This window comes from Maricaulis sp. ABE4_448, from assembly GCF_056160825.1.
Window position 1 is genome coordinate 225,577 of the sequence record NZ_JBSWXX010000005.1, and the last position, 9,676, is coordinate 235,252.

The 9,676-nt window shown below is 62.2% G+C and carries 22 protein-coding genes; all 22 read right to left on the minus strand.

The window, feature by feature from the left end; genetic code table 11:
• Positions 1-3: 3 nt before the first annotated feature.
• On the minus strand, positions 4-477 hold the full coding sequence (rplO, locus tag ACXAJV_RS14835) for a 50S ribosomal protein L15 (protein ID WP_475086205.1): 474 nt from the start codon (positions 475-477) through the stop codon (positions 4-6).
• A gap of 39 nt (positions 478-516) precedes the next feature.
• Positions 517-702, minus strand: a complete 186-nt coding sequence (rpmD, locus tag ACXAJV_RS14840; protein ID WP_271185324.1) for a 50S ribosomal protein L30 — start codon at positions 700-702, stop codon at positions 517-519.
• A 12-nt stretch (positions 703-714) separates the two neighbouring features.
• The gene (gene rpsE, locus ACXAJV_RS14845) at positions 715-1,335 is read right to left on the minus strand and encodes a 30S ribosomal protein S5 (protein WP_475086206.1); all 621 of its coding nucleotides are present in this window, start codon (positions 1,333-1,335) and stop codon (positions 715-717) included.
• A 12-nt stretch (positions 1,336-1,347) separates the two neighbouring features.
• Positions 1,348-1,710 (minus strand): 50S ribosomal protein L18, encoded by a 363-nt coding sequence (gene rplR / locus ACXAJV_RS14850; RefSeq protein ID WP_271185322.1) that lies wholly within the window; start codon positions 1,708-1,710, stop codon positions 1,348-1,350.
• Between the two features lie 8 nt (positions 1,711-1,718).
• On the minus strand, positions 1,719-2,252 hold the full coding sequence (rplF, locus tag ACXAJV_RS14855; protein WP_475086207.1) for a 50S ribosomal protein L6: 534 nt from the start codon (positions 2,250-2,252) through the stop codon (positions 1,719-1,721).
• Positions 2,253-2,264: 12 nt separating this feature from the next.
• Positions 2,265-2,663, minus strand: coding sequence for a 30S ribosomal protein S8 (gene rpsH, locus ACXAJV_RS14860; RefSeq protein WP_271185320.1), 399 nt, complete (start codon positions 2,661-2,663; stop codon positions 2,265-2,267).
• 13 nt (positions 2,664-2,676) lie between these two features.
• Positions 2,677-2,982 carry a 30S ribosomal protein S14 gene (gene rpsN, locus ACXAJV_RS14865; protein ID WP_291889877.1) on the minus strand — a complete coding sequence of 102 codons (306 nt, stop codon included), beginning with the start codon at positions 2,980-2,982 and terminating at the stop codon, positions 2,677-2,679.
• A gap of 49 nt (positions 2,983-3,031) precedes the next feature.
• The gene (rplE, locus tag ACXAJV_RS14870) at positions 3,032-3,592 is read right to left on the minus strand and encodes a 50S ribosomal protein L5 (protein ID WP_475086208.1); all 561 of its coding nucleotides are present in this window, start codon (positions 3,590-3,592) and stop codon (positions 3,032-3,034) included.
• Positions 3,585-3,902: a 50S ribosomal protein L24 gene (gene rplX, locus ACXAJV_RS14875; RefSeq protein WP_271185317.1), complete on the minus strand. Its 318-nt coding sequence runs from the start codon at positions 3,900-3,902 to the stop codon at positions 3,585-3,587. Before rplX ends, rplE begins: the two co-directional genes overlap by 8 nt.
• Positions 3,902-4,270, minus strand: coding sequence for a 50S ribosomal protein L14 (gene rplN / locus ACXAJV_RS14880; protein WP_271185316.1), 369 nt, complete (start codon positions 4,268-4,270; stop codon positions 3,902-3,904). The genes rplX and rplN overlap by 1 nt, the downstream gene beginning before the upstream one ends.
• A 38-nt stretch (positions 4,271-4,308) precedes the next feature.
• Positions 4,309-4,545 carry a 30S ribosomal protein S17 gene (gene rpsQ / locus ACXAJV_RS14885; RefSeq protein ID WP_271185315.1) on the minus strand — a complete coding sequence of 79 codons (237 nt, stop codon included), beginning with the start codon at positions 4,543-4,545 and terminating at the stop codon, positions 4,309-4,311.
• Positions 4,546-4,548: 3 nt separating this feature from the next.
• On the minus strand, positions 4,549-4,770 hold the full coding sequence (gene rpmC, locus ACXAJV_RS14890; RefSeq protein ID WP_271185314.1) for a 50S ribosomal protein L29: 222 nt from the start codon (positions 4,768-4,770) through the stop codon (positions 4,549-4,551).
• Positions 4,771-4,781: 11 nt separating this feature from the next.
• Entirely contained in the window at positions 4,782-5,195 is a 414-nt protein-coding gene (rplP, locus tag ACXAJV_RS14895) for a 50S ribosomal protein L16 (protein WP_271185313.1), read from the minus strand.
• An 11-nt stretch (positions 5,196-5,206) separates the two neighbouring features.
• Positions 5,207-5,911: a 30S ribosomal protein S3 gene (gene rpsC / locus ACXAJV_RS14900; RefSeq protein WP_271185312.1), complete on the minus strand. Its 705-nt coding sequence runs from the start codon at positions 5,909-5,911 to the stop codon at positions 5,207-5,209.
• The gene (rplV, locus tag ACXAJV_RS14905; protein WP_475086209.1) at positions 5,911-6,291 is read right to left on the minus strand and encodes a 50S ribosomal protein L22; all 381 of its coding nucleotides are present in this window, start codon (positions 6,289-6,291) and stop codon (positions 5,911-5,913) included. The genes rpsC and rplV overlap by 1 nt, the downstream gene beginning before the upstream one ends.
• 3 nt (positions 6,292-6,294) lie before the next feature.
• Positions 6,295-6,573: a 30S ribosomal protein S19 gene (rpsS, locus tag ACXAJV_RS14910; protein ID WP_271185310.1), complete on the minus strand. Its 279-nt coding sequence runs from the start codon at positions 6,571-6,573 to the stop codon at positions 6,295-6,297.
• Positions 6,574-6,583: 10 nt separating this feature from the next.
• The gene (gene rplB, locus ACXAJV_RS14915) at positions 6,584-7,420 is read right to left on the minus strand and encodes a 50S ribosomal protein L2 (protein ID WP_475086210.1); all 837 of its coding nucleotides are present in this window, start codon (positions 7,418-7,420) and stop codon (positions 6,584-6,586) included.
• Position 7,421: 1 nt separating this feature from the next.
• Positions 7,422-7,718: a 50S ribosomal protein L23 gene (locus ACXAJV_RS14920; RefSeq protein WP_271185308.1), complete on the minus strand. Its 297-nt coding sequence runs from the start codon at positions 7,716-7,718 to the stop codon at positions 7,422-7,424.
• A 1-nt stretch (position 7,719) separates the two neighbouring features.
• Positions 7,720-8,355: a 50S ribosomal protein L4 gene (gene rplD / locus ACXAJV_RS14925; protein WP_475086211.1), complete on the minus strand. Its 636-nt coding sequence runs from the start codon at positions 8,353-8,355 to the stop codon at positions 7,720-7,722.
• Positions 8,352-9,164 carry a 50S ribosomal protein L3 gene (gene rplC, locus ACXAJV_RS14930; RefSeq protein ID WP_475086212.1) on the minus strand — a complete coding sequence of 271 codons (813 nt, stop codon included), beginning with the start codon at positions 9,162-9,164 and terminating at the stop codon, positions 8,352-8,354. The genes rplD and rplC overlap by 4 nt, the downstream gene beginning before the upstream one ends.
• Positions 9,165-9,168: 4 nt before the next feature.
• On the minus strand, positions 9,169-9,483 hold the full coding sequence (gene rpsJ, locus ACXAJV_RS14935) for a 30S ribosomal protein S10 (RefSeq protein ID WP_011643734.1): 315 nt from the start codon (positions 9,481-9,483) through the stop codon (positions 9,169-9,171).
• A gap of 82 nt (positions 9,484-9,565) precedes the next feature.
• Positions 9,566-9,676 (minus strand): EF-Tu C-terminal domain-related protein (locus tag ACXAJV_RS14940; protein ID WP_475086215.1); only part of this gene is annotated, 111 nt, incomplete at its 5' end.

Consider the following 9,676-nt stretch of genomic DNA (forward strand, 5'->3'; position numbering starts at 1 on the left):
GTCCTATTCCGCGGCCTTGGCCACGGTGACGGTCACCTTGCCGCCCGCCTTCTCGACAGCCTCGATGGCCGCCTTGGAGGCACCGGCAACGGTGACGTCAAGTTTGGACTTGAGCTCACCTTTCGCAAGGAGGCGGATGCCATCCAGTTCACGGCGGACCAGGCCAGCCGCGATCAGGACTTCGGCATTGATCGGATTTTTCGCATCGATCTTGCCTTCAGCGATGGCCTTCTCGATACGGCCCACATTCACTTCCGCCCATGCCTTGCGGTTCGGCTTGTTGAAGCCCCGCTTCGGCAGACGCATGTGAAGCGGCATCTGACCGCCCTCGAAACCCTTGATGGCCACGCCCGAACGGGACTTCTGGCCTTTGACACCGCGACCGCCGGTCTTGCCCTTGCCGGAGCCGATACCACGGCCGACGCGGGTGCGCAGCTTGGCGGCGCCGTCATTGTCGCGCAGTTGATTGAGACGCATGTCGTTCTCCATTCGATGAAGCGGTTTCCCTTAAGGGACCTACTCCTCGACGATTTCCACCATATGGCTGACCTTGGCGATCATGCCGCGGACAGCCGGGGTGTCTTCCAGTTCGCGAACGCGACCGATCTTGCCGAGGCCGAGACCGGTCAGCGTTGCACGCTGATCCTGAGGGCGGCGCGTGGGGCTGCCCGTCTGGCGAACACGGAGCGTTTTCTTGGCCATTGTTCGCAGTCCTTACGCTTCGATCGCTTCCGGCGAAGACGCGCCGTCATCGCGGCGGTTCACCAGATCGCCAACCTTCAGGCCACGCTTGGCGGCAACCGAGCGCGGGCTCGACTGCGACCGCAGCGCATCCATGGTGGCGCGGATCATGTTGTACGGGTTCGAGGTGCCGACCGACTTGGCAACGACGTCCTGGACCCCGAGGGATTCCAGCACGGCGCGCATCGGACCGCCGGCGATAACACCGGTACCCGGAGGGGCAGCCCGCAGGATCACCTTACCAGCACCATGACGGCCCCTGGTATCGTGATGCAGGGTGCGGCCTTCGCGAAGCGGCACACGGATCATCGTCTTCTTGGCCTCGTCGGTCGCCTTGCGGATGGCTTCCGGCACTTCACGTGCCTTGCCCTGACCGAAGCCGACACGGCCCTTGGCGTCGCCGACAACCACGAGCGCGGCGAACTGGAAGTTCCGGCCGCCCTTCACGGTCTTGGCAACGCGGTTGATGTGGACGAGCTTGTCTACGAGCTCGTCGTCGCGTTCCTGTTCGCGGTCGCGTCCGCGGCCGCGGCCACGGCCGCCGCGATCGCCGCGATCACCGCGGTCACGCTGCTGCTCGTTCTGATGAGCCATACGTCCGCTCCCTTAGAAGTTCAGGCCGCCCTCGCGGGCCGCCTCTGCGAGCGCTTTGACACGCCCGTGATAGATGTAACCGCCACGGTCGAAGACGACGTCTTTGACGCCTTCCTTCACCGCGCGCTCGGCAATCAGCTTGCCCACGATTTCCGCAGCCTTCGTGTCCCAGCCCTTGGAATGCTCCTTCAGGGCAACCTCTTCCAAGGAAGAGGCGGAAACGAGGGTCTTGCCCGCCACATCGTCGATGATCTGGGCATAGATGTTTTTCGCGGACCGGTGCACCGACAGACGCGGACGCCCATTGGCGAACTTGCGCAGGCGGGTGCGGTTGCGCTGGGCGCGCCGGACCGATTTTTCGCGTTGAGTCTTCATCGCACGCCCTACTTCTTCTTGCCTTCTTTGCGGCGAATGTATTCGCCGACATACTTGATGCCCTTGCCCTTGTAGGGTTCCGGCGGACGGAAGCGGCGGATTTCCGCAGCGACCTGACCGACCTTCTGCTTGTCCGCGCCGGAGATCTTCACCTCGGTCGGCTTCGGACAGGCCAGAGTAACACCCTGGGGCGCGTCATAGATGACGTCGTGGGACAGGCCCAGCGACAGCTTCAGCGAAGACCCCTGCATCTGGGCGCGGTAACCGACGCCGACCAGTTCGAGATCCTTCTCGAAACCGTCAGCGACGCCCTTCACCAGATTGGCGACCAGTGCCCGCTGCATGCCCCACATGGCACGCGCCTTCTTCGACTCGTCGACCGGCTTGATGGTGATGCCATCTTCGCCCTGGCTGACGGTAACGTCATCGACGAAGGCCATGGACAGTTCGCCCTTGGGACCCTTCACGGTCAGGCTGCCATCCTGGAGCGTCGCGGTGACGCCGGCGGGAATGGCGACGGGGAGTTTACCGATACGTGACATTGGTTCGCTCCCTTAGCTCACGTGACAGAGGATCTCGCCGCCCACATTGGCCTCGCGAGCAGTCGCATCCGACATCACGCCCTTGGGCGTGGACAGGATTGCGATGCCGAGGCCGTTCTGGACGAGCGGCAGGTCCTTGACACCGGAATACACACGGCGGCCCGGCTTGGAGATACGCTTGATCTCGCGGATCACCGAGTCACCTTCGAAATACTTGAGTTCGATCTCGAACTCTTTCTGGCCGTTGGCGTGCTCCACTTCCGCGTAATCGCGGATGTAGCCTTCGCTCTTCAGCACATCGAGCACGCGGCGGCGCAGAGCCGAAGCCGGCGTGTTCACATTCCGCTTGTTGCGCATCAGCGCGTTGCGGATACGGGTCAGCATATCGCCGAGAGGATCGTTCACAGACATGTCGGGCCCCCTCTTACCAGCTCGACTTGACCATGCCCGGGATCATCCCCTGGCTGGCCAGTTCACGCAGCGCGATACGCGACATGCGCAGCTTGCGATAGAATGCGCGCGGGCGGCCGGTGACTTCACACCGGTTGCGGATGCGCGACGGAGCCGAATTGCGGGGCAGCCCGGCCAGTTTCAGCTGAGCAGCAAAACGCTCCTCAACCGGCAGTTCCTGATTGCGCGCGATCGCCTTCAGTGCGGCACGCTTGGCAGCATAGCGCTGCGACATGCGTTCCCGCTTGCGATTGCGTTCAACTGCGGAAGATTTCGCCATTTATGTCCTCCTGCGTGCAGAGCCCGAGCGGCTCTGCTCTCCTGCTGCGTTAGTTCGTAAACGGAAAATCGAACTCGGCCAGCAGGGCCTTCGCTTCCTCATCATTGCCTGCGGTGGTGCAGACAACGATATCCATACCCCGGATCTTCTCGACCTTGTCATAGTCGATTTCCGGGAACACGATATGTTCCTTCAGACCCATCGCGTAATTGCCACGACCGTCGAAGCTCTTTCCGTTGAGCCCGCGGAAGTCACGCACACGCGGCAGGGCGATGGTGATCAGGCGATCCAGGAACTCGTACATACGGTCCTGACGCAGGGTCACCTTCGCGCCGATCACCTGCTCCTCGCGGAGCTTGAAGCCTGCAATGGACTTCTTGGCAACCGTCTTGACCGGCTTCTGGCCGGAAATGGCTTCCAGATCCTCAAGGGCACCCTTGATTTTCTTGGAGTCCTGGGCAGCTTCGCCAACGCCCATGTTGATCACGATCTTCTCCAGACGCGGGATCTGCATGTCGTTCGCGTAGCCGAACTTTTCCTTCATGCGCGCCTTGATCTCGTCGCGATATTTCGCACGGAGACGCGGGGTGTAGGTGTCAACCTCAGACATCGATGACCTCACCGGATGCTTTGGCGACACGGACCTTGCGGCCGTCATCAAGCGTCTTGAAGCCGACACGGGTCGGTTCGCCGGTTTTCGGATCGGCCAGCGCCACGTTCGAGACGTGGATCGCGGCTTCCTTTTCCTTGATGCCGCCCTGGTCGGTCTGGGTCGGGCGGGTGTGGCGCTTGACCACATTCACGCCCGCCACGAAGACCTTGTCCTCGGCCGGAACCACTTTCATGACCTCGCCGGTCTTGCCCTTGTCACGGCCGGCGAGAATGACGACCTTGTCGCCCTTCTTGATCTTGGCAGCCATTACAGCACCTCCGGCGCCAGCGACACGATCTTCATGTGGTTCTTGGAGCGAAGCTCACGCGGAACCGGGCCGAAGATACGCGTACCGAGCGGCTCGTTATTATTGTTGATGATCACCGCGGCGTTGGAGTCGAAGCGAATGACGGAACCGTCCTTGCGCTTGATGTCCTTGGCCACGCGAACGACGACGGCCTTGCGGACGTCACCCTTCTTCACGCGACCACGCGGGATGGCTTCTTTCACGGAGACGACAATGATGTCGCCCACGTGGGCGTAGCGACGCTTGGCACCGCCCAGCACCTTGATGCATTGCACACGGCGGGCGCCAGAATTGTCGGCTACGTCCAGATTGGTTTGCATCTGGATCATGGCAGATCCTCCTTAGGAAAGGGTCTCGGCCTGCGGGCTTACGCCTGCGCCGGGACGACCTCCCACCGCTTCAGTTTCGACTTGGGTGCACATTCCTGAATCTGGACCTGGTCACCCACTTTGAACGCATTGGCTTCGTCATGCGCGTGATAACGCTTGGTGCGACGAACCGTCTTGCGGAGCAGCGGGTGGAGGAAGGTCCGTTCCACACGCACGACCACGGTCTTGGCACCTTTGTCACTCACCACGACGCCTTGCAGGATACGCTTAGGCATCGCTTAGCTCCCTTGCTCTTGCTGCGACTTGCGCTCGCTCTGAACGGTCTGGATGCGCGCGATGTCGCGGCGCACCTTGCCGTAGCGAGCGGTGTTTTCCAGCTGACCGGCGGCCTGCTGGAAACGCAGGTTGAATTGCTCTTTCTTGCGCTTCAGGAGTTCGTCCTGGAGCTGGTCGTCCGTCATGGCGCGAACGTCGACGGCCTTGAGTTCTTTATCGCTCATTGCCCGATCTCCTACTCGCCCAACCGGGCGACGATCTTGGTCTTGATCGGCAGCTTCGCGGCGCCGAGTGCCAGGGCTTCACGTGCGACGCTCTCCGGAACACCGTCGATCTCGAACATGATGCGGCCAGGCTTGACCTTGCACGCCCAGAATTCGGGCGAGCCTTTACCTTTACCCATCCGGACTTCGGTCGGCTTCTTGGAAACCGGCACATCCGGGAAGATGCGGATCCACACGCGACCGGCACGCTTCATGTGACGGGTGATGGCCCGGCGCGTGGCTTCGATCTGGCGTGCGGTGACGCGTTCCGGCTGCAGCGCCTTGAGGCCGTAGGAGCCGAAGTTCAGCGTATAGCCACCCTTCGCAGCACCCTTGATGCGGCCTTTGTGCGCCTTGCGGAATTTTGTGCGTTTCGGTTGCAGCATGGCTGATATCCTTACGCGGCTTGACGGCCCGAACGGGCACGTTGCTCACCCGACTCCTGGAGACGACGCTCCTGGGCCATCGGGTCGTGATCCATGATCTCGCCTTTGTAGATCCAGACCTTGATGCCGATGATGCCCATCGCGGTCTTGGCTTCGGCGGTTCCGTAGTCAATGTCGGCGCGCAGCGTGTGGAGCGGCACAGAGCCTTCCTGGTACTGCTCAGAGCGCGCGATCTCGGCGCCGCCGAGGCGGCCGCCGCAGACGATCTTGCAGCCCTTGGCGCCCATACGCATCGCCGATTGCATCGAACGCTTCATCGCACGGCGGAAAGCCACGCGGCGCTCGAGCTGCTGGGCGATGGACTCGGCCACCAGATTGGCGTCGATCTCGGGCTTGCGCACTTCGACCAGGTTCAGGAAAACCTCGCCGTCGACCATCTTCGACAGTTCCTTGCGGAGCGTCTCGATGTCCGAACCCTTCTTGCCGATCACCACACCCGGACGAGCCGTGTGGATGGTGACACGGCACTTCTTGTGCGGGCGCTCGATAACGATCTTCGACACGCTGGCATTCTTCAGGCGCGCCTTCAGCATCTTCCGGATCTTCAGATCCTCGTGAAGCAGCTTGGCATACTCGCCTGCGCCGGCATACCAGCGCGATTCCCAAGTGCGGTTGACGCCAAGGCGCAGACCGATCGGATTGATTTTCTGACCCATCAGGCGGCCTCCTCGACTTCGCGCACCACGATGGTGAGCTCGGAAAACGGCTTCAGGATCTTCGCGCCGCGACCGCGGGCGCGCGCCTTGTACCGCTTCATGACCAGGTTCTTGCCGACAAAGGCTTCCGACACGACAAGGCTGTCGATGTCGAGACCGTGATTGTTCTCGGCATTGGCAATCGCGGACTCGAGGGTCTTGCGAACCTCTTTGGCGATGCGCTTGCGCGAAAACTCAAGATCCGCCAGCGCACGCTCGACCTTTTTGCCGCGGATCAGCGCGGCAACCAGGTTGAGCTTCTGCGGGCTGGTGCGGATCATCCGCAGCTTGGCGCGCGCTTCGTTGTCAGCGACGCGACGGGGATTGGCAGACTGGCCCATCGCTTATCTCCGCTTCGCTTTCTTGTCCGCCGCGTGACCGTAATAGGTCCGGGACGGAGCGAACTCGCCGAGCTTGTGGCCGACCATGTCTTCGGTCACCAGCACCGGCACAAACTTGTTGCCGTTGTGGACCTGGAAGGTCAGGCCCACGAATTGCGGCATGATGGTAGAACGGCGCGACCAGGTCTTGATCGCTTGCTTGCGCCCGCCCTCGTGCGACTTTTCCGCTTTTTTCAGCAGATAGCCGTCGACGAACGGACCTTTCCAGACAGAACGAGGCATCGTCGGCTCCCTATCGCTTCTTGCGCTCGTGGCGCGAGCGGATGATGAACTTGTCCGTAGACTTGTTCTTGCGCGTCTTCGCACCCTTGGTCGGCTTGCCCCACGGGGTCACCGGGTGACGGCCGCCCGAGGTCCGGCCTTCACCACCGCCGTGCGGGTGGTCGACCGGGTTCATCACGACGCCACGGACGGACGGGCGACGACCCAGGTGGCGATTGCGACCGGCCTTGCCGAGATTGATGTTCAGGTGGTCCGGGTTCGACACCGCTCCGACCGTCGCCATGCAGCTGTCCGGAACCATGCGCAGCTCGCCGGAAGACAGGCGGATCTGGGCATAGCCGGCATCACGGCCAACGAGCTGAACATATGCACCGGCGGAACGGGCGATCTGACCACCCTTCTCCGGCTTCATCTCGACATTGTGCAGGATCGTACCGACCGGCACAGCCTTGAGCGGCATCGCATTGCCCGGCTTCACGTCGCACTTGGCGGACGCGATGACAACATCGCCTTCCGACAGGCGCTGCGGCGCCAGGATGTATGCCTTCTCGCCGTCCTCATACTGGATGAGAGCGATGAAAGCCGTCCGGTTCGGATCGTATTCCAGACGCGCGACAGTCGCGGGAACATCCCACTTGCGGCGCTTGAAATCGATCACACGGTACAGGCGCTTCGCGCCACCGCCACGACGGCGGGCCGTGATGCGACCGGTATTGTTGCGGCCACCCTTTTTGGTGAGGCCTTCAACCAGCGTCTTTTCCGGACGGCCCTTGTGCAGCGCGGAGCGATCCACGAGCACGAGGGCGCGGCGGCCCGGAGAAGTCGGTTTGAATGTTTTCAAAGCCATCTTACAGACCCGTCGTCACGTCGATCGAGTGACCCTCTGCGAGAGTCACGACCGCTTTCTTCTGGTCATTGCGCTTGCCGTGAATGCCACGGAAACGCTTGGTCTTGCCGTGAACCTTGATCGTGTTCACCGCTGTCACCTTCACCTTGAAGAGTTGTTCGACCGCTTCCGCGATCTCCTTCTTGTTGGCGCTCAGCGGGACGAAGAAGACAACCTTGCCGTCTTCCGACAGCAGGGTGGACTTTTCCGTGATCACCGGTCCCAGGATCGTATCGTAATGGCGCGCAGCAGCCGTCATCTTAAGCCTCCTTCGCGCTCAGGCGTTCGTGGATCTTTTCCACGGCGGCCTTCGTCAGCACCAGGGTGTCGCGACGCAGCACGTCATAGACGTTCAGGCCCTGAGCGGGCAGCACGTCAATGAGCGGCAGGTTGCGAGCAGCCTTGGCGAAATTCTCGTCGACCTGCTCACCGGAGATGAACAGGGCGTTCGAAATGCCCAGGCCTTCGAGAGAAGCGCGCAGATCCTTCGTCTTCGGCTCGGTCAGCGCGGCATCATCCAGGATGATGAGCGCCTTGGAGCCGGCCTTGGACGAAAGAGCGTGACGCAGACCCAGCGCGCGGACCTTCTTGGGAAGGTCGTGAGCGTGCGAGCGAACCCGCGGGCCGTGTGCCTTGCCGCCGCCGACGAAGATCGGAGCCGAACGGGCGCCGTGACGTGCACCGCCACCGCCTTTTTGCCGACCGAACTTCTTCTTCGTGCGAGCGATTTCCGAGCGGCCGAGCGTCTTGTGCGTGCCCTGCTGGCGTGCAGCCAGCTGCCACTTCACAACGCGCTGGAGGAGGTCGGAGCGCACCTCCTCGATGCCGAAAACGGCATCGTCGAGATCGATAGCACCGGCGTCCTTCGCCGCGAGGGTTTTTACCTCGATCTTCATGCTTGCGTTCCTTCTTCACCTTCGGCGGCCGTGTCCGTCGCTGCCGCTTCGGCTTCCGCCGGCGCAGCGTCGTTCTCGACAGCCGGCGCTGCTTCAGCAGCCGGCGCGTTCATTTCGTCCAGCGTCCGGAACTTGCCCGGAAGCGGGAGTTCCATATCGCCGTAGCCCTTGACGGCGTCGCGCAGCTCGACCCAGCCGCCAGCCGATCCCGGCACCGCACCCTTGACCAGGATGAGGCCGCGATCCGCATCGACGCGGACAACTTCGATATTCTGCGTGGTCACGCGGGTCGCCCCCATGTGACCGGCCATCTTCTTGCCCTTGAACACCTTGCCCGGGTCCTGGCACTGGCCGGTGGAACCATGGGAACGGTGCGAGATCGACACGCCGTGCGAGGCGCGCAGGCCGCCGAAATTGTGCCGCTTCATGGCACCGGCGAAACCCTTACCGATCGAAATGCCGGCAACGTCGACCTTCTGGCCCGGAACGAAGTGATCGGCCGTCAGCTCGGCGCCGACCTCAATCAGCGCGTCCTCGGCAACGCGGAACTCGACCAGCTTGCGCTTCGGAGCCACATTGGCCTTGGCGAAATGCCCGCGCAGCGCCTTCGGCGTCCGCTTGGCCTTGGCCTCACCAGCACCCAGCTGCAGCGCGACATAGCCGTCACGGTCGGCGGTCTTGTGAGACACGACCTGGACACCATCCAGCTGCAGCACGGTGCAAGGCACGTGCACGCCGTCATCGGCGAAAATACGCGTCATGCCCAGCTTGCGGGCGATCACGCCGGTTCTACGATCTTCCTGGCGCATAACCCTACGCTCCCAGCTTGATCTCGACGTCCACGCCGGCCGACAGGTCGAGCTTCATCAGCGCGTCAACTGTCTGCGGGGTGGGGTCAACAATGTCGAGAAGACGCTTGTGAGTCCGGATCTCGAACTGCTCGCGCGACTTCTTGTCGATATGCGGCGAGCGCAGCACCGTGAACTTCTCGATGCGCGTCGGCAGCGGAATCGGACCGCGAACGTTCGCGCCGGTGCGCTTGGCGGTGGAGACAATCTCCCGGGTGGAATTATCCAGAACCCGGTGATCGAACGCCTTCAGGCGAATGCGGATGTTTTGACGTTCCATCAAACCGATCCCGTTTCTAAACTTTCAAAAAGAGCAATGAGCGGGGCGGCACACAAAGGCACCGCCCTGCCCGGATTTCTTGTTACTCGACGATCTTGGAGACGACGCCGGCGCCGACGGTACGGCCGCCTTCACGGATAGCGAAGCGCAGCTTCTCTTCCATGGCGATCGGCGTGATCAGCTCGACATTCAT

Coding starts and splice junctions, on each gene's coding strand:
- rplO (WP_475086205.1), bottom strand. CDS start 477: ATGCGTCTCAATCAACTGCGCGACAATGACGGCGCCGCCAAGCTGCGC.
- rpmD (WP_271185324.1), bottom strand. CDS start 702: ATGGCCAAGAAAACGCTCCGTGTTCGCCAGACGGGCAGCCCCACGCGC.
- rpsE (WP_475086206.1), bottom strand. CDS start 1,335: ATGGCTCATCAGAACGAGCAGCAGCGTGACCGCGGTGATCGCGGCGAT.
- rplR (WP_271185322.1), bottom strand. CDS start 1,710: ATGAAGACTCAACGCGAAAAATCGGTCCGGCGCGCCCAGCGCAACCGC.
- rplF (WP_475086207.1), bottom strand. CDS start 2,252: ATGTCACGTATCGGTAAACTCCCCGTCGCCATTCCCGCCGGCGTCACC.
- rpsH (WP_271185320.1), bottom strand. CDS start 2,663: ATGTCTGTGAACGATCCTCTCGGCGATATGCTGACCCGTATCCGCAAC.
- rpsN (WP_291889877.1), bottom strand. CDS start 2,982: ATGGCGAAATCTTCCGCAGTTGAACGCAATCGCAAGCGGGAACGCATG.
- rplE (WP_475086208.1), bottom strand. CDS start 3,592: ATGTCTGAGGTTGACACCTACACCCCGCGTCTCCGTGCGAAATATCGC.
- rplX (WP_271185317.1), bottom strand. CDS start 3,902: ATGGCTGCCAAGATCAAGAAGGGCGACAAGGTCGTCATTCTCGCCGGC.
- rplN (WP_271185316.1), bottom strand. CDS start 4,270: ATGATCCAGATGCAAACCAATCTGGACGTAGCCGACAATTCTGGCGCC.
- rpsQ (WP_271185315.1), bottom strand. CDS start 4,545: ATGCCTAAGCGTATCCTGCAAGGCGTCGTGGTGAGTGACAAAGGTGCC.
- rpmC (WP_271185314.1), bottom strand. CDS start 4,770: ATGAGCGATAAAGAACTCAAGGCCGTCGACGTTCGCGCCATGACGGAC.
- rplP (WP_271185313.1), bottom strand. CDS start 5,195: ATGCTGCAACCGAAACGCACAAAATTCCGCAAGGCGCACAAAGGCCGC.
- rpsC (WP_271185312.1), bottom strand. CDS start 5,911: ATGGGTCAGAAAATCAATCCGATCGGTCTGCGCCTTGGCGTCAACCGC.
- rplV (WP_475086209.1), bottom strand. CDS start 6,291: ATGGGCCAGTCTGCCAATCCCCGTCGCGTCGCTGACAACGAAGCGCGC.
- rpsS (WP_271185310.1), bottom strand. CDS start 6,573: ATGCCTCGTTCTGTCTGGAAAGGTCCGTTCGTCGACGGCTATCTGCTG.
- rplB (WP_475086210.1), bottom strand. CDS start 7,420: ATGGCTTTGAAAACATTCAAACCGACTTCTCCGGGCCGCCGCGCCCTC.
- ACXAJV_RS14920 (WP_271185308.1), bottom strand. CDS start 7,718: ATGACGGCTGCTGCGCGCCATTACGATACGATCCTGGGACCGGTGATC.
- rplD (WP_475086211.1), bottom strand. CDS start 8,355: ATGAAGATCGAGGTAAAAACCCTCGCGGCGAAGGACGCCGGTGCTATC.
- rplC (WP_475086212.1), bottom strand. CDS start 9,164: ATGCGCCAGGAAGATCGTAGAACCGGCGTGATCGCCCGCAAGCTGGGC.
- rpsJ (WP_011643734.1), bottom strand. CDS start 9,483: ATGGAACGTCAAAACATCCGCATTCGCCTGAAGGCGTTCGATCACCGG.